An 18,590-nucleotide genomic window follows, 5' to 3' on the forward strand; every position below is an offset into this window, starting at 1 on the left:
TTAAAACAAACCTGCATTCATGAGTTTTTATACATTCAACGACGATTCAAGCTCCATACTATAAAAATACTCCACCTGTTCAACCATGAGTTTACTTCCTATAACTACAGGAACACGCTGATGTAATTCAGTAGGCTGAATATCCAAAATCCGTTCACTGCCAGTAGTAGCTTTGCCTCCCGCCTGCTCAACAATAAAAGCCATAGGGTTACATTCATACATCAAACGCAACTTTCCTGTAGGAAAAGATAATGTTTCAGGGTATATAAAAACACCTCCACGAATCAAATTACGATGTATATCAGCAACCATTGACCCGATGTAGCGGGAAGTATAAGGACGTTTTGAAGCCGAATCTTCAATTTGGCAATATTTAATATAGTTCTTGACCGCTTGTGGAAATTTAATATAATTTCCTTCATTGATAGAATAAATCTGCCCACTTTCAGGAATTCTCATATTAGGATGAGATAAACAGAACTCTCCTATAGAAGGATCTAAAGTAAACCCATTCACACCATTTCCGGTAGTATATACAAGCATAGTTGACGAACCATAGATAATATATCCTGCCGCAACCTGCTTCCGCCCCTGTTGCAATAGTTCATCAGCCATCGAAACAGGTTCATTGTTCGCCCTTCTGTATATTGAAAAAATTGTTCCTACTGAAACATTCACATCGATATTAGAAGAACCATCTAGAGGATCAATACAAACCATGTACTTAGCATTCTTGGAAACAACATCATGCGACAAATCAATGCCCAATTCATGTTCCTCCGAAGCTAAATAACAACATTCTCCTCCCCGCTGTAGTGCGGAAGTAAATTGAACGTCAGCATAGACATCCAGTTTCTGTTGCACCTCGCCCTGTATATTCATATCCCCGCATGCACCCAGAAGATCAGCTAACCCCGCTTTATTAACTTCACGATTTACCACTTTTGCGGCGATAGCAATATCTCTTAACAATCGGGATAACTCTCCTTTTGCAAAAGGGAAATCAGCCTGTTTTTCAATAATAAATTGACCCAACGTTTTCATATATACACAATGATTTAGCCTTTACATTAGACGGTAGTAAAATAGGTATCTTGATATTTTTTGAAGTTATTCTCAAAAAGTGATTTTAGAGCCATGGCCTGCTCATCATAGGCATCATCATTGCCCCACAATTGCTTGGCTCCTAGAATCTGCTCTGGAACTTCTTGACAAAATGTGGGATACTTTAAATTAAAGATCGGATGCACTTCCATAGGATATTCCTCCAGTTCTCCTGATAATGCGGCCTGAATTAAACTACGCGTATAAGCGAGCTTGATGCGTCTACCCACACCAAAAGGTCCTCCGATCCAGCCAGTATTGACTAACCAAACCTTAGTATCTGGATTCTTTTTTAATCGATCTCTTAATAACTCAGCATACTCCATAGGATGTAATGGCATAAATGCCTGCCCGAAGCAAGCTGAAAATGTAGCCGTTGGTTTTGAAACACCCATCTCAGTACCAGCAACCTTTGCAGTATAGCCATTGATAAAATAATACATGGCCTGTTCTATAGTTAACTTTGATATTGGAGGCAAAACTCCAAAAGCATCCGCTGACAAGAAAAATATATTATTAGGTGCATCAACCAATTTAACATCTTTATAGGAAGAAATATAGGATAAAGGATAAGAAACACGCATATTCTCAGTAATACTTGCATCCTCAAAATTAGGAACAGCTGTACCCTCGTGAAATTTAATATTTTCCAAAAGTGATCCCGATTTTATAGCTCCGCAGATCTCCGGTTCTTGTTGCGGATTTAACCCTAAACACTTTGCGTAGCACCCACCCTCAAAATTAAACACACCATTGTCAGACCAGCCGTGTTCATCATCACCAACCAAATTACGATTCACATCCGCAGAAAGTGTCGTTTTACCCGTACCCGATAATCCAAAAAATAAAGCGGTATCTCCATCTTTACCAACATTTGCAGAACAATGCATGGACAAAACTCCATCCTCAACGGGCAATATAAAATTCAAAATCGAAAAAATACTTTTTTTAATTTCTCCAGTATAACCAGTCCCAATGACCAAGACAACACAACGACTAAAATCAATAACAACACAATTTGGAGCATTAAGACCCAACTCCTGAAAATTAGGAACTTGAAGATCCGAAGCTACAAGAACAGTCCAATCGACCTCAGTATATTCAATACCGTTTGTTTCAATAAACATATTGGAAGCAAACAGATCCTGAGTAGCTTTTGTGGAGACAACTAAAAGATGTTTCGATAAATCATCACTCGATACAACCTGACAATCTCTTACAAAAAGTTCCTTAGCCGATAGATACTCAGTAGTCAAATCATACAATTTATTAAATGCATCTGGAGTAATTGCTTGGTTAACTTCATTCCAAAAAACTCTGTTTTCAGTTATCTCATCCTTTACGAGATAACGATCCTTAGGAGATCTGCCCGTAAATTTACCGGTCAAAATATTCAAAGCCCCATTTTCAGCCAATGAAGCTTCTCCTTTTTGAATAGCATGTCCAATAAGAGCATTTCTATCCAATTGACAAAATACTTCCTTGGGCTGGTGAATACCCAAAGCAGCTAACTGTTTAATCTTTGATAAAGTCATACTTTTGTTTTAAAATATTGTTCAAATCTAGCTAAATATAACACATAGATACAAACAAAATTTAGCTTATTGTTGAAACTACACATTTACAATGCTTTGAAAATAAGAACATTATAACCACAAATTAATTTAAATATTATTTAAACAGCTAAAATTAAGATATAGATTTAAACATATTTTTGCTAAAAAAAAAAAAAACAAATCGCAATTCAAAAATAAAGCCCTTGAAATTTAGAATAACAAGGGCTTTGTAAAAATGAATATATTTTAGACCTAAGATTTGACTACAATAGATTGTTTACTAAACAACTTGTATTTTAATATTTCTTCGGAGAGTTTTGAGATAGCATATCCAATAATAGTCACATCATCTATCCATCCCAACACCGGAATAACGTCTGGAATAGCATCTAATGGCGATATCACATATATTATAGTCGCAACGATAACGGATAAATTCCACTTATTCATTTTGTATTTTCCCGAAAATGTATCCTTACACATTGCTATCAACAATTGAAAATCTTCCTTTCGAACATCCAAATTTTTCGCCTTTTGTTCAGCTTCCTCTAAATCCGCCGACGTAATTTTATGTGTTTTAAATCTTTCAAATAGAGCCAGAGCCTTACCTAGAAATTGTTTCTTCATGTCCTTAAATTATAAAAACCACCCGTTAAGACTAAAATATAAGATCAAAGTTTAATCTCAACAATGGTGCAATGTATATTTACTTCAATATCTATTCCAATAAACTATTATATCTCAAAAACAATTAAATACGTTAAGACAGAAATAATCTTATTTATTATCAGTAGCTTTAGTAAGAATTATTATTCACTTAAACATAACTGTTATGGCAAAGGAACAAAATGCGGTAAAGAATGATAAAAAGAAAGCTGAAAAGACGCTAAAAGAAAAAAGAGCTGAGAAAAAAACAAAGAAAGCTAGTAAAAGCAAATCCGAATAAAATAAAATCCCCTTTACAAAAGTAAAGGGGATTTTATTTTATTCGGATACTAAAAATTAATTGAGATATTTCTTCATTGCCACCTTCAATCGTTCGTCATAACCATAGATATCAGGAAATTGTTGAATTTTATTATCCTCATCTAACCAAGTCGTGTAATAAGATAGGTAAACAGGGATGCCCTCTTTCATTTTCACCCATCTGGAATTATTAACTGAATCTTTGATTTCTGTTGCAATTTTTTCCGCTTCTTTCTCATTATTAACTAAAAAAGCAGCTAAACTGGTAGGATCTTCTACACGTACACATCCATGACTCAAAGCACGGTTACTCACCTTAAATTTCTGTTTAGCAGGAGTATCGTGAAGATAAATAGCATAAGGATTTGCAAAGATGAACTTTATATTCCCTAATGAATTATCAAATCCAGGGTTTTGCTTAAATTTAAAATTCTCTACCGAATCTGCCTGCCAATTTATTGTATAAGGATCAACGATTTGCCCCTTTAGATTATAAACCACCATATTCCGACTCTCAAGATAACCTGGATTAGCTCTTACACTATTTAACAGTTCCTTTTTCACAATACTTTTAGGTATATTCCATACAGGATTAACTTGCATTCTATCCAGTACACCGCGCATCATAGGAGTTTCGTGATTTTCCCCTGTTTTAGCAAAAGCTTTGTTTTCAGTCTCTCCCACACAAACATTCATCGTTTGTTCAACAGCCCCTGCTGTGATCATCTGAAGTTTCATTTCCGGAATATTCACGAAGACATATTTATCAGGAAAATCTTCCCCCATCCACCGCAACCGTTCCATGGTCATCAAAACTTTGACACGTTCTTCCTTATTAAGATCTCCTTCAAGCAACAGATGCTGAAATTTTCTATAAATCGAATTTGTAGGTTGAGCATGGTTCACAACCTCCGAAACATTTAAAGCACTATCCAACAAGTGCTTTGCCTTATCTAACGAATATCGTTTATGCCCGACAAAATACCTTCCGTAAAGTTTTTTAGGATTTACAATACCGTTTTCCAATACGTTCAAATAGGCAACCAAAGCATCTGAAGAAAGAACTTCCACTTTTGCCAACAATTGGTAAGCCTCATTTAAATCCGTTATTTGCTTACTTTTTAGCCGATTCAAAGCACGGCTAATTTCTACAGTATGAAAAATTGAGGGATCAATACCATGTTCTTCAGATCTTTCTAGATAGTACAATAAAGTATCTGTACCACCCGTAAACAACTGATTAGGTATCCAGGTAAAACCACGAGAGGAATCTGCTAATACACGCATCCATTTCGGGTTAAACAAACGAGAGTTATCACCTTTTAATTCTTTCTCAATAGCAGAGAAATATGCCGTACTATCAAAATCTTTAAATATCTCTTGATCAAATGACTTTGCTAAAATATCACCAAATGTGGGCGGATCTGTTTGACAAGATGAAAAAGAAAGTATAAACAAAAAATATACAAGCACTAAATTTCGCATAATATAATTAAGAAATTGCTCAAAAGCTCAAAGATAACAATGTTTCAAATGATATTGAAATTTGTTATTACAACTACCCTAATTGTCAAGGTCCCGCTACAACCTTATAAAACGAACAGAGCCTAAAATAATATAATTTTAGGCTCTATTAAAGGTTAAGAAAGACTTAAACTGTCTGTAGATACTGTGCAAAACAATACCCCTCTTCATTATCTTTTGTCCGAACTAACCACCACTGGTCATTAGCTTTACTAATCAATGTGATGATTTCATCCTTTGCAGCTTTTCCAACGATTGGCTGATCAGTACCAGGTCCTTTACGAATGTTCAGATTTGAACTATCAGTAATAACCCTGACCTCACTTCCTGGAACCTCAGTAGCTACTTCTACATCCATAACCACATCTCCTGTTGCAAAATTTGGGTCTATATTTCCATATATTTCCCATAATTTATTCTTAACATCTGCAGAAGGGGCAGTACCCCTAATTTGCAATACGCCATCCTGCTCGGCATAATTTAAATCATTAATACCAGATGATCTCGCAGTATCCAATAATACTTTATATTTTTCTTCTAAAGCCATGATATTCGTTTTTTGAATTAGTTATTTAGTGACAACCGCACTCAGATCAACTTTTTTGGGATGTAAATTATCCAAAGCTTGTTTTAGTGTTACTAACTTTGCTTTTTCAATAGTTCCAGTTACTGAAATAACTCCATCTTTAACAGTAGCCTGCACAGTTGGAAAATCTTTTGTAGCATCAACAATACCTTTAGCTAATGATTCATCCACAGTATTAACAGAAATCTCTGCCGGAGGAACAGCTTGCACGATAATATTATTCACAACAGACTTGATAGACTTATCAGCAGCTTTGACGTCAGTTTCAATCTGAGCCTTCTCTGCATCTGAAGATGCGAAACCTTCCAAAGTAACGACACCATCCTTAACCGATGTCGTTATACCTTGATGGCTAGTAATCACCGTTTCTACTTTAGCTTTTAAATCAGCATCAGAAACTTTAGATTTACAGGAAGGCATTGCAACAGCTAAAGTGCCCGCCATCATTAACATTGGGAATACTCTTTTTAACTCCATAATCACAGTTTTTTATTTTTTTTTTAAAGCCTAAATCATCCAATATAGACACTTAAATCTAAACAATTATCAGAGTAAATAGTTTCGATCCCCAAACTAATTAATAGAAAGTAGACGTTGTTCTACATTATTGAAGACAAATGATTCCCCAACTTTCTTTCGTAAAAGCAACTTTCCGATTGGCGATTGATTAGATATTACAAACACCTTATCATGATCGATTTTCACAACACCAATGCTAATTGCAATAAAATAAATACCCAAATTTGTTTCCACTATACTTCCATTCTGTACAAAATCCAAATGATTAGGTTCAAGAAGCCCCGTTAATATTAATTCATCCTTTTTTGCTTCTGCCAACTGCATTTGACATCTCGCGATATCCTGTTGCATCATTTCGCGCGTAGTTTCATATTTATCACCCGCACTACTTTTAGTATCATCAGTACTTGCCTCCTGAGCCGATTTCAATGCCAGTTCTAAGTTTGCAATGCGATCCTCAACATGTAATTTACATGATGACATTAACGACGATCGTAATAAAGTATAATCCTTCTCCATGATTGCAAACTAGGGATAAAGATTTAAAGAAAAAAATCAAAATAAAAGTAACTAAAAAACAGGATGATACAGCTCACAATACATTAAAACAGCTTTAAATGCCAAAATAAATTTGGTATTGAGCTTAAAATTTGTACTTTTGTGACGGAGAGCTGGCAGAGTGGTCGAATGCGGCAGTCTTGAAAACTGTTGACTGTCATAGGTCCGGGGGTTCGAATCCCTCGCTCTCCGCTAAAACCTTCATCATTTGATGAAGGTTTTTTTATGCAATGACTTTTCATTTTAAATGCATAAAATAGCAATTTCAGATTAAAACAAAAAACCCATTTAGACATCATAATGACATCAAAATGGGTATTATTTATTTTAATTTCGTAATCAAATTTGCTTACAGAAGTGGCTATGCTTTCTTTGGAGGAAGATCAAAGGCAATAGCCTCATGTTCAAAATGACCATTGTGAGCACCATCGCAAAAAGGTTTATTTTTGGATAATCCACAACGACAAATCGAAAGTACTGTTCTTCCCTGCAAACCATAAGTGTCACCATTTCTATCAACGATTTCAAAATCGCCTTCAATTTTTACTGATCCGTTATTATTAATTGTAAGTTTCGTCTTCGACATATCTATTTTATTAATGTGTTTTCTATACAAAACTAGAGATAATGAACTAACTTTACGCAATCTCACTTCTATTTAGAAGCGTTCCGTTTAACGAAATTGAATTCTCTAAAAAACAACAAATACAAGCAAGCTAATAAAAACAGATTACTAGAATATCATCCCCCTTTTAGGTGAAAAAAATATTCCTAAAATATAATCTCTTAAAACTCCCAATCTCAAATAAAAATCTTGATCCTCGTAATGGATTGGCAGCAAATTTGTAAACTTTGTAAACAAAGCTTACTGAGGGTACAAAAAGAGCGCATAAAAAACAATAAACAGTAGGTAAAGAATTAAATAACGGTATAACTGATTTTTTAAAAGGGAAATAGGTCTATGAATTCTATTTGAGCATTGTTCGTAAAACTTTCGGGACTTGAACGTATATGATTCAACATTTGCTCGAGATGCTTTTGACTATAGTTTAGCTCCCTACCTAAACAAAGTTGAATATACAGCGAAGAAATAACAAATTATTTCCAAAACACTGCCCTAGGAATATACTATCTTTAACGAGTCAATGTCAAATGGTGTCTGCACTTTCACGGACAAGTACGGAGTTTCACGGACTAGTACGGACTTTGAGATCATCATCGTAACAATTATTTGTTTATTGAAACATAGTTTCAAGTGGTGGTAGTAAAACTACTGAAAATTGTAATTGAATATTATTTATATACGCAATAAAAAAGAGGGCATAAATAATCATATTTAAACCCTCTCCTTGACGAAAACTATTAAAAGTTATATTTGATCACTAAATAATACCGTGTAATGATCCCCCCTTTGCTCCCATTGCGTCTACTCTTTTTTCAACAGCAGGATCTTTAATTAAGTCAGGAGCATGGTGCGGCTTACGTCTTGCATCGATAATAACCGGTCCATAACAACCCCAATGTTTATATTTTGTAAAGCTATTGACACCATAAATATCATATGCTGGATTCGATCTTGTAAAGGTTACCCATACAAAATTGTTTTCATTTGCAGCAGTAAAAGATGCGTCATCAGCTAAAACAACCATCTGTATCCCCGTAAAATCAACATCTTTCATTGCATCACACCAGTCCTTCAAAATCACTTCCTCTTGCTCATAAGATGAAAATGCAGCACCATCGACAACAAGGATACCAGGCATCGCCATCTTAACATGATTGAAAGGACGAGGAAACGATAATCCCAAAGGAATTTCATTACTCAATATTCTTTTCTTTGAACCTGCGGCAGCAAAAATAACTTTAGAGCCGGAATTAAGTCCATCACCAGAATAATCGAGAGTATCAATAGTAGTATTAGTATGAAAATGTAAATCTCTTGAAAGATCGATTCTTTCTAACATATGACGCAAAAAACCTGAAACATCATAAATATTCAGATCAGGATCATCTTCAATCGCTGCAATAAATAGGTACTTCGCTAAACTAAGTTGATTTTTACCCAATGCCTGACTAGCTATCGTCAAGATCTCCTGCGGTCTATCCACTTTTTGATACGGCGTGTAGCTTTCTCTTCCTATAGCAAACAATAGGGGATGCACACCAGCGGCATCAACAGCATGAACAGCCTGTAGACCATTAATTTCCTTAGGAATTGCGGCACCTGTAATTTCATGAATCAAATTACCAAAACTTGTATCTTCCTGTGGAGGGCGACCAACAACGGTAAAAGACCAAATCGGATCTTTTTTATGATACACATTATGAACTTTCATTAAAGGAAAAGGATGGGTTAAACTATAATAACCGATATGATCACCAAAAGGACCTTCAGGCTTATTCTCATTAGGATACACGGTTCCTGTTATCACAAAATCAGCATCTGCTGAAATACAAAATCCCTCATGATCATAAAAATAGCGGAATCGACGATTTCCTAGAGCCCCGGCAAAAATCATTTCTGACAACCCTTCAGGTAAGGGCATTACTGCTGAAAGAGGATGTGAAGGAGGACCTCCAATGAAAATACTAACTTTCAAAGGTTTCCCTAATTGATTTGCTTTTTGTTGATGAATACCAATACCTCTATGTAATTGATAATGCAGTCCTATTTCTTTATCTTGAATATAATCATTACCAGAGAGTTGTATACGATACATCCCTAGATTTGCCTGCATGATACCCGGCTTAGTAATATCCTCGGTATATACTTGAGGCATGGTTACAAATGCACCTCCGTCCATAGGCCAATTTACTACTTGAGGCAACTTGCTAATTTCAGTTTTACCATACAAAATAGGCGCATTGGATTTCTTTTTCCAAGGAAGAGCTCCTAATGCGACAGCCGAAGAGCTTAAATATTTGAACGGATTTTTTAAAACTGCGGTAGGGTCCATCTTGACATCAACCAGCTTTTTAATATGATCTAATGTATCCCTAAACATAAATTTAGAACGGTCTAAAGTTCCAAATAAATTAGAAACTGCTGGAAAATCTGTGCCTTTTATATTTTCAAAATACAAAGCCGGTCCCTCTGCGTCGAAAACACGCATGTGAATGGCTGCCATTTCTAAATAAGGATCTACCTCTTCCTTAATTCGGATCAAATGTCCATGTTGCTCTAAATCGCTAACACACTCCGCTAAACTTCTATATCCCATATAGCTCCATTCTATTGTTCTATTACAAAATTAACAGAATAATTGGGAGGAAAAAGTTTTAAAAATACTTACCTTGATTTATTGATCAAGCAAAAAGCAACGATTAATTGTGGTAAAAGTGAAGTGCACTTTTCTAGACCAGCTGGTATTATCAACTTCAGCTTCATATTTCATCACTCTCCTAAATTCATCAAAATTCTCTTCATGAATTCGATAAAAACGAGTGTACACCAATTTTACCAACCATTTCTTGATCGAAAATGTTTTATACTCACGATCAGGATGGTAAACTTCCATGTATTGATTAAAAAGCTGTTTATAGTTTAAAGACTCCTCCCCGCCCAAATAAATTACCTCACCAATAAAATTATCTTCCCAGGGAATTGTCCTAATCCAACGATAAACATCCAATAGTGGGATAGGCTTAAATTTTAAATCGCCGATAAGTTTCCAGTAAGGAATAAATTTACTCTTGGCCAAGCGACCGAAAATATCACTAATAATAGTGCCCTTCCCTACTGCACTACATTTAAGGACAACCGTATACTTAACTCGATGTTCCTCAAATAAACTCTGAATGGCATCAATGTAGAACGAATCCATCAACTGTGCAACATACACAATTCTATTGCACATGTTTTCCTTGCAAACTTGAATAAAATTTCGAAGTGAAATAAGCTCCATTTGCATATTTAATTGGTCATTCAAACCCGGAACCTGAGTAAAATAAATCCCTAACTGCAAATTTCCTAAAGAGAAATTTTTACTCAAAGTATTTGTTTTAAATAAATCAATTTCAATTAAATCTGCTGTTACAGGTTCATTTAATCGTTTATTAAAAAGTTCCAAATTACGAACCAATCCAGTGACTTTAAATTCCGCAGAATTTAGATGACTGACAGCCCTTCTACCCAAATACGTGTTTAAACCTGTAATTAATACTTCCATGAATGAACCATTCAAATTTCTTTAATTAGAGATTAAACAAATAAAAAACACTAAGGTTTAATCACCACCATTTTTTTACACTTACAATTATTGTCCTTTTATTGTCAATATGTAAATAATGTCCATAAAACAAACAATAACCTTATATATTTGTACTTCCTATAAGCTTTTTCGAGGAAAATAATACAAAAAAATTATATCTGTATGGAAAAAAGGGCCGCGTTGATCTGGTTTAGAAATGATTTGAGGCTTCATGACAATGAAGTGTTTTTAGAAGCATCCTCAAAAAGTTCCTTTATCATCCCTATCTTTTGTTTTGATCCCAGATATTATGCTAAAAACCAATACGACTTCTTAAATACAAATGTTATAAGAGCTGCCTTCCAACTAGAAACAGTTAAAGCCCTGAAAGAAAAATTACAATCCTTAGGAAGTGATCTGATTACTTTTGTCGGCTATCCTGAAGATATTATTCCTCGCATTGCACAAAAATATGAGGTCGATGAAGTCTATCATCATCGTGAAGTTGCTAACAGAGAAACTACAATATCCGAAAAAGTAGAAGAAGAACTCTGGAAAAGTAAAATTAATTTAAAGCATATCATCGGTCACACCCTCTACCATAAGGAAGATTTACCTTTTCCAATCCGTGATATTCCAAATTCATTTGCAACATTCAAAAAGAAAATAGAGCGGGAAAGTTTTGTAAGAAGATCAGCAGATTACCCTACTAATTTTGTAACAGCCCCTCATCTCGAGAAAACAGCTCTACCCACTTTGGAAGAGTTAGGTTATAGCAAAGAAGAAATACAACTTGTTAAAAACAAATTCATTGAAGGTGGAGAAGATCTAGCACTTGAAATGATGCAGGCTGTACTGGATGATCCTAGAGGGTCAGAACATGACTATACATTACTATCTCCTTTTATAGCACTGGGCTCATTATCGCCGATAAACCTGTATCATGAAATTAAGAAAAGGGAAAACGGTAAGAAAAATAAACGTTTTGACAAAATCATAGATATGTTACTCTGGAGAGACTATTTCAGATTCATGTTAAAAAAATATCCAAATGTTTTCTTTAAGGAGAAAGGATTTAAAAAAGAGCAAATAATGAGTAAAAATGATCAATTACTCTTTGATAAATGGAGATTTGGAGAAACAGAAAATGATTTTGTTAATCAAAGCATGATCTTACTTCAAAAAACAGGATACCTCCCTTACTTTGCGAGAATTATTGTATCGAGCTTTCTTGTGCAAGAATATAATATTAATTGGCTAAAAGGCGCATATTGGTTTGAACAAAATATATTCGACTACAGTCCCGCAACCAACTATGGCAATTGGTCGCATATAGCAGGGGTCGGCACAAGTGAAAAAGATAATACACCAATAGATTGGCAAAAGTTAATTAATACACATTATCCAAAAGGAATTCAAGAACCAGAGGATTATTGGGGTTAATAACAAAATGGCTTATTTGAATAATTAAATAAAAAATCATCATATAGGGTCAAATTTTTATTCACAATAAAAACAAGATTAAAATTGAAATTCGTTACTAAAATAATCAATCACAGTACCTAAAACTCTATTTTTATTCCTAACTTTGACACATTCATATTTTTTCAAATAGATGGACAAACTTACATATTTGAGTAACGCTGATTCGAGCTATATCGACGGCTTATATCAAGCGTACAAACAAGATCCAGAATCCGTAGATTTTGGATGGCAAAAATTTTTTGAAGGTTTTGACTTTGGTCAAAATGCTGGCGAAAGTGTTGGTGTTTCTGGAGATGCAACACCAGATCATGTTTTAAAAGAGATTAATGTCTTGAACATGATTAATGGCTACAGAGACCGTGGTCATTTATTTACGCAAACAAATCCGGTACGTGAACGTCGCAAATATTATCCTGGAAAAGAATTAGAGACATTTGGTCTTTCTGAAGCTGACATGAGCACAATCTTTAATGCTGGTGTAGAAGTTGGCTTAGGTCCTGCCAAATTAAAAGATATTAGACAATTAATTGAAGATACTTATTGTCGCTCAATTGGTGCAGAATTCAAATACATCCGTAACCCGGAAAAAATTAAATGGCTACAAGATCGTATGGAGGCTGATCGTAACAAGCCTACCTATTCTTTAGACATCAAAAAAAGAATCTTAGACAAATTAAACCATGCAGTTGCTTTTGAAAGTTTCTTAGGAACAAAATTCTTAGGTCAAAAACGTTTCTCTTTAGAAGGTGCAGAAAGTTTAATTCCAGCTTTAGATGCTGTTATCGAAAAAGGTTCTGAATTAGGTATCCAAGAATTTGTAATCGGAATGGCTCACCGTGGCCGTTTAAATGTACTAACAAATATCATGGGTAAACCTTACAAAACTGTTTTTTCAGAATTTGAAGGTAAAACTTATGCCGAAGACCCTGAAATTAACTTTGGTGGTGACGTAAAATATCACTTAGGCTATTCAACAGATGTTAAAACAGATGACGGTAAAACAATCCATTTGAGTTTAGCTCCAAACCCATCTCACTTAGAAACCGTAGATCCAATTGTTGAAGGTTTAGTTCGTTCAAAAATTGACATGAAATATGAAGGCGATTCTTCTAAAATCGCTCCTATTGCTATTCATGGTGATGCTGCTATCGCTGGTCAAGGTGTTGTATATGAAGTAACACAGATGTCCAAATTGGATGGTTATAAAACAGGTGGTACAATCCACATTGTCATTAACAACCAAATTGGTTTCACAACAAATTATAAAGACGCCCGTTCAGGTACATACTGTACAGATGTTGCAAAAATTACTTCTTCACCTGTGTTCCACGTGAATGGTGATGATGCTGAAGCTTTAGTATATGCCATTAAATTGGCAGTTGAATACCGTCAAAAATATAAAACTGACGTTTTCATTGATTTATTATGTTACAGAAGATTTGGTCATAATGAGGCTGATGAACCTAAGTTCACGCAACCATTACTCTACAAATTGATCGAAAAACATCCTAATCCAAAGGAAGTTTATGCTAAAAAATTAATCGAAGAAGGTAGTATAGATGAAGCTTATTCTAAAAAAATAGAAAAAGACTTCAAAGCAATTCTACAAGAGAAATTAGAAGAATCAAAAGAAGTTGTTAACTTAACAGAAGAAACTCCAATGTTCTCAGGCGCTTGGAAAGGTCTTCGTCCCGCTAAAAAAGGTGAGTCTTTCAAACCTGTAAAAACTAATGTATCGGATAAAACATTCTTACAGTTAGCAAAAGAAATTACAACACTTCCTAAAGATAAAAGCTTCTTCCGTAAAATCTCTCGCTTATTCGAAGATCGTGCAAAGATGATTGAAAAAGATTCTTACGATTGGGCAATGGGCGAATTAATGGCTTATGCTACATTATTAAATGAAGGAAGCCGCGTACGTATTTCTGGTCAAGATGTACAACGTGGTACATTCTCTCACAGACATGCTGTATTAACATTAGAAAATTCAGAAGAAACTTACACACCATTAGCAAATATCAATGGTGGAGATAAATTCTCAATCTACAACTCCCTACTTTCTGAGTATGCAGTATTAGGTTTCGAATATGGTTATGCTTCAGCTAACCCACATGCATTAACAATTTGGGAAGCACAATTTGGAGATTTCTACAATGGTGCACAGATTATTGTGGATCAGTATTTATCATCTGCAGAAACGAAATGGAAACGTTCTAATGGTTTAGTAATGTTATTACCTCACGGTATGGAAGGTCAAGGTCCTGAGCACTCTTCAGCTCGTATCGAAAGATTCTTAGAGCTTTGTGCGGACGAAAACTTGATCTTAGCAAACTGTACAACACCTGCAAACTACTTCCATTTATTACGCCGTCAACAAGTTCGTGAATTCCGCAAACCATTAGTAGCGTTTACTCCAAAATCGTTGTTGCGCCACCCTAAAGTTGTTTCTTCATTGAAAGATTTTACGACCAGCACTTTCCAAGAGGTAATTGACGATGCAAATGTAAATGCAAAAGATGTAAAACGTGTGTTGTTCTGCTCTGGTAAAGTATACTACGATTTATTAGAAAAACAAGAAGCTGATAAACGTAAAGATATTGCAATTGTGAGGTTAGAACAATTATTCCCTATTCCTGAGGAACAGTTGAAAGCTATCCGTAAAAAATACAACAAAGCAAAAGAATTTATTTGGGTTCAAGAAGAAAACGAAAACATGGGAGCTTGGTCTTACTACTGTCGTAAACTAATGAATACTGAAATTGCATTCACTGGATTTGTAGCACGTAAGGAAAGCGGTAGTACTGCTACTGGCTATATGAAACAGCACGTAGCACAACAAGCTAGCATTTTAAATAAATCATTCGAATAAAAACAATTTTTATCCAATTGCGTCTTTTATCAAAAAGACGCAATTGTCTGTAAAGAACATTATATATGAGCTTAGAAATTAAAGTACCAACCGTAGGTGAATCCATTACTGAGGTAACCTTGTCACAATGGTTGAAACAAGATGGCGATTACGTCGAAATGGACGAAAACATCGCTGAATTGGAATCTGATAAAGCAACTTTTGAATTACCAGCAGAAAAAGCAGGTATTTTAAGAATCATTGCTCAAGAAGGTGATACTTTAGAAATTGGTGCTGTAGTATGTACTATCGAAGAAGGTGGTGCTCCTGCTGGTGATGCAAAACCTGCAGCTGCTGCTTCTGAAGAAAAAGCTAGCACTCCTGCTGCAACAGCTAATGTTGCTGATGAGAATCCTGATTCTTATGCTGCTGGAACTGCTTCCCCTGCTGCCGCTAAAATTTTAAGAGAAAAAGGAATTGATCCTGCTACTATTAAGGGTACAGGTAAAGAAGGCCGTATTACAAAAGAAGATGCTGAAAAAGCACAAGTAGCTCCTAAAGCAGCTGCTCCTGCTAAAGAAGCACCAAAGGCCGCTGCTCCAGTTGCTGTAGCTGGTTCACGTAACGAACGTCGTGAAAAAATGACTTCATTGCGTAAAACAATTGCGAAACGCTTAGTTTCTGTTAAAAATGAAACAGCAATGTTAACAACTTTCAATGAAGTTAACATGCAACCGATCATGGATCTACGTGCTAAATACAAAGATACCTTCAAAGAAAAGCATGGTGTAGGTCTAGGCTTCATGTCATTCTTCACTAAGGCTGTTACAACAGCATTAAAAGAATGGCCTGCAGTAAACGCTAGAATTGAAGAAAATGAATTAGTATATTCCGATTTTGCAGATATTTCAATCGCAGTTTCTGCTCCTAAAGGATTAGTAGTTCCTGTTCTTAGAAATGCAGAGTCAATGTCATTACATGAAATCGAAAAAGGAATTGGCGCATTAGCTGTAAAAGCACGTGACAACAAATTAACGATCGACGAAATGACTGGTGGTACATTTACAATTACGAACGGTGGCGTATTTGGTTCAATGATGTCAACTCCGATTATCAATGCTCCACAATCTGCTATCCTAGGTATGCACAACATCATCCAACGTCCAGTTGCAGAGAATGGTCAAGTCGTTATCCGTCCAATGATGTATATCGCACTTTCATATGATCACCGCGTGATTGATGGTCGTGAGTCTGTAAGCTTCTTAGTACGTGTAAAACAGTTATTAGAGGATCCTGCTCGTTTGTTATTAGAAGTTTAATAACAAATAAAAGCTATTAAATAGAAAATCCCGATGAGAATAATTCTCATCGGGATTTTTTATTTAATAAAACTTAAACCCTTAACCTAATAGTGTTCTAATTTATTTACGCTCTTGCCTGCAAAGCCAAGGCGTACAATTTCATTTGTTTCACCATGGATAGCAATCCATTGGCACGAGTCGGCGAAAGATGTTCATTAAGACCGATCTGATTAATAAAATATAAATCAGCATCCACAATTTCTTTTGCTGTATGACCAGACAAAACCTTTACCATCAAACTCACCAAGCCTTTTGTAATGATTGCATCACTATCAGCAGTGAAATAAACTTTTCCATCTTTCACTTCAGGAAATAACCAAACTTTCGATTGGCATCCTTTAATGATGTAATCATCTTTTTTATGTTCTTCACTTATTAATGGAACTTCCTTTCCTAATTGAATAATATATTCATATTTCTCCATCCAATCTGTAAAAAAAGAAAAATCCTCAATTAACTCATCTTGTATTTCGTTAATAGTCATTACTATTTATATTTTTTAAACTAACATATTTGCAGCCCTCTTTAGACCAGCAACTAAAGTATCCACCTCTTGTTTCGTATTGTACAAGGCAAATGAAGCCCTTATTGTACCTGGAATACCGAATTTGTTCATAACCGGCTGCGCACAATGATGTCCTGTACGAACTGCAATTCCTAACTTATCTAAAATAACCCCAACATCATAAGGGTGAGTACCATCAATCAGAAAAGAGATTACCGAACTCTTATGAGCCGCTGTACCAATAAAACGGATTCCTGGTACAGTTTCCAATTGCTCTTGTGCGTAAGTCAATAATTCTTCCTCATAAGAAGCAATCTCATCAATACCGATAGCATTAATGTACTCAATAGCAGCATTTAAACAAATACCTGCTTCAATATTTGGTGTCCCCGCCTCAAACTTAAATGGTAATTCATTATACGTTGTCTTCTCAAAAGTCACTTCTTTAATCATATCTCCCCCACCCTGGTAAGGAGGGATAGCATTCAAAGCATCCTCTTTTCCATATAAAACTCCAATACCCGTAGGGCCATACATTTTATGTCCAGAAAAAGCAAGAAAATCGACATCTAGATCTTGTACATCAATTTTTATATGTTGAATAGCTTGAGCTGCATCTAATAAAACAGGAACATGATGTTCATGTGCTATAGCAATCATCTCTTTAATAGGATTGATCGTACCTAATGAATTTGAAACATAAGTAAAAGAAGCAATCTTAGTTTTTTCAGAGAACAACCCTTTATAAGCTTCGATATCCAGTTCCCCCTGCTCATTCATAGGAATAACCTTTAAAATAGCACCTTTCTCTTCACAGATCATCTGCCAAGGAACTATGTTCGAATGATGCTCCATTGCAGAAATAATGATCTCATCACCAGAACCAATATTCGCTTTACCAAAACAAGTCGCAATTATATTAATACTATGGGTAGTACCTGTAGTGATAATGACTTCATGCTCATGCTTAGCATTTATAAAAGACTGAATATTCCTTCTAGTCACTTCAAAAGCGTCCGTGGAAATTTGACTTAAATAATGAACTCCTCGGTGAACATTACTATTCATATCTGAATAATAATGAGTTATTGCGTCAATAACAGACTGCGGCTTTTGAGTCGTCGCTCCATTATCTAAATAAACTAAAGGCTTTCCATTGACTTCCCTTTTAAGTATTGGAAAGTCTGCTCTTATCTTACTTACATCGAAATCTTTCAATTTGTTTTGCTCCATGATATGAGCAAAGTTAACAGTATTTTAGCGAAAAAATGTCTTCGTTATCTACTTTTTAAATATAGCGGTACATTTGTCACAATTTTTTAATCCACCTCTATACTTGATTTTTATCACATAAACGTATAATCTTTTTTCTAATACAATTAATATTG

15 protein-coding genes and 1 tRNA gene are annotated in these 18,590 nt (G+C 35.1%); 4 read left to right on the forward strand and 12 right to left on the reverse strand.

The window, feature by feature from the left end; genetic code table 11:
- Nucleotides 1–27 precede the first annotated feature (27 nt).
- From fbp to FHR29_RS14990, 7 genes are all read right to left on the reverse strand, one after another.
- On the reverse strand, nt 28–1,044 hold the full coding sequence (gene fbp / locus FHR29_RS14960; RefSeq protein WP_132771990.1) for a class 1 fructose-bisphosphatase: 1,017 nt from the start codon (nt 1,042–1,044) through the stop codon (nt 28–30).
- A gap of 26 nt (nt 1,045–1,070) precedes the next feature.
- Entirely contained in the window at nt 1,071–2,639 is a 1,569-nt protein-coding gene (gene pckA, locus FHR29_RS14965; RefSeq protein WP_132844038.1) for a phosphoenolpyruvate carboxykinase (ATP), read from the reverse strand.
- Between the two features lie 273 nt (nt 2,640–2,912).
- A complete protein-coding gene (locus FHR29_RS14970) occupies nt 2,913–3,287 on the reverse strand; it encodes a YkvA family protein (RefSeq protein WP_021189754.1) in 375 nt (124 codons plus the stop codon).
- Between the two features lie 375 nt (nt 3,288–3,662).
- A complete protein-coding gene (locus tag FHR29_RS14975) occupies nt 3,663–5,111 on the reverse strand; it encodes a L,D-transpeptidase family protein (protein WP_132771992.1) in 1,449 nt (482 codons plus the stop codon).
- A gap of 166 nt (nt 5,112–5,277) precedes the next feature.
- The gene (locus FHR29_RS14980; protein ID WP_021189752.1) at nt 5,278–5,697 is read right to left on the reverse strand and encodes an SH3 domain-containing protein; all 420 of its coding nucleotides are present in this window, start codon (nt 5,695–5,697) and stop codon (nt 5,278–5,280) included.
- Nucleotides 5,698–5,718: 21 nt separating this feature from the next.
- Nucleotides 5,719–6,213 carry a BON domain-containing protein gene (locus FHR29_RS14985; protein WP_021189751.1) on the reverse strand — a complete coding sequence of 165 codons (495 nt, stop codon included), beginning with the start codon at nt 6,211–6,213 and terminating at the stop codon, nt 5,719–5,721.
- 96 nt (nt 6,214–6,309) lie between these two features.
- Nucleotides 6,310–6,738 carry a GreA/GreB family elongation factor gene (locus FHR29_RS14990; protein WP_183915569.1) on the reverse strand — a complete coding sequence of 143 codons (429 nt, stop codon included), beginning with the start codon at nt 6,736–6,738 and terminating at the stop codon, nt 6,310–6,312.
- Nucleotides 6,739–6,920: 182 nt separating this feature from the next.
- Here FHR29_RS14990 and FHR29_RS14995 point away from each other — a divergent pair.
- A tRNA-Ser gene (locus tag FHR29_RS14995) sits at nt 6,921–7,005 on the forward strand.
- A gap of 169 nt (nt 7,006–7,174) precedes the next feature.
- On the opposite strand, the gene FHR29_RS15000 is transcribed toward FHR29_RS14995, so the two are convergent.
- The 3 genes from FHR29_RS15000 to FHR29_RS15010 form a co-directional block, all read right to left on the reverse strand.
- On the reverse strand, nt 7,175–7,399 hold the full coding sequence (locus FHR29_RS15000; protein WP_021189749.1) for a CDGSH iron-sulfur domain-containing protein: 225 nt from the start codon (nt 7,397–7,399) through the stop codon (nt 7,175–7,177).
- A gap of 796 nt (nt 7,400–8,195) precedes the next feature.
- The gene (locus FHR29_RS15005; RefSeq protein ID WP_183915571.1) at nt 8,196–10,034 is read right to left on the reverse strand and encodes a UbiD family decarboxylase; all 1,839 of its coding nucleotides are present in this window, start codon (nt 10,032–10,034) and stop codon (nt 8,196–8,198) included.
- A 78-nt stretch (nt 10,035–10,112) separates the two neighbouring features.
- A complete protein-coding gene (locus FHR29_RS15010; protein ID WP_183915574.1) occupies nt 10,113–10,982 on the reverse strand; it encodes a hypothetical protein in 870 nt (289 codons plus the stop codon).
- A gap of 204 nt (nt 10,983–11,186) precedes the next feature.
- On the opposite strand from FHR29_RS15010, the gene FHR29_RS15015 reads away from it, so the two are divergent.
- The 3 genes from FHR29_RS15015 to odhB all read left to right on the forward strand — a co-directional run bounded on the left by FHR29_RS15015 (nt 11,187) and on the right by odhB (nt 16,655).
- On the forward strand, nt 11,187–12,446 hold the full coding sequence (locus tag FHR29_RS15015) for a deoxyribodipyrimidine photo-lyase (RefSeq protein ID WP_183915576.1): 1,260 nt from the start codon (nt 11,187–11,189) through the stop codon (nt 12,444–12,446).
- A 172-nt stretch (nt 12,447–12,618) separates the two neighbouring features.
- Nucleotides 12,619–15,357, forward strand: a complete 2,739-nt coding sequence (locus FHR29_RS15020) for a 2-oxoglutarate dehydrogenase E1 component (protein WP_132844043.1) — start codon at nt 12,619–12,621, stop codon at nt 15,355–15,357.
- A 65-nt stretch (nt 15,358–15,422) separates the two neighbouring features.
- On the forward strand, nt 15,423–16,655 hold the full coding sequence (gene odhB / locus FHR29_RS15025) for a 2-oxoglutarate dehydrogenase complex dihydrolipoyllysine-residue succinyltransferase (protein WP_021189746.1): 1,233 nt from the start codon (nt 15,423–15,425) through the stop codon (nt 16,653–16,655).
- 106 nt (nt 16,656–16,761) lie between these two features.
- Here odhB and FHR29_RS15030 read toward each other — a convergent pair whose 3' ends face one another.
- Nucleotides 16,762–17,181: a SufE family protein gene (locus tag FHR29_RS15030; RefSeq protein WP_132844044.1), complete on the reverse strand. Its 420-nt coding sequence runs from the start codon at nt 17,179–17,181 to the stop codon at nt 16,762–16,764.
- A 15-nt stretch (nt 17,182–17,196) separates the two neighbouring features.
- Nucleotides 17,197–18,435, reverse strand: coding sequence for a cysteine desulfurase (locus tag FHR29_RS15035; protein WP_183915578.1), 1,239 nt, complete (start codon nt 18,433–18,435; stop codon nt 17,197–17,199).
- Between the last annotated feature and the right edge of the window lie 155 nt (nt 18,436–18,590).

This window comes from Sphingobacterium sp. JUb56, from assembly GCF_014191365.1.
GTDB lineage: Bacteria > Bacteroidota > Bacteroidia > Sphingobacteriales > Sphingobacteriaceae > Sphingobacterium > Sphingobacterium anhuiense.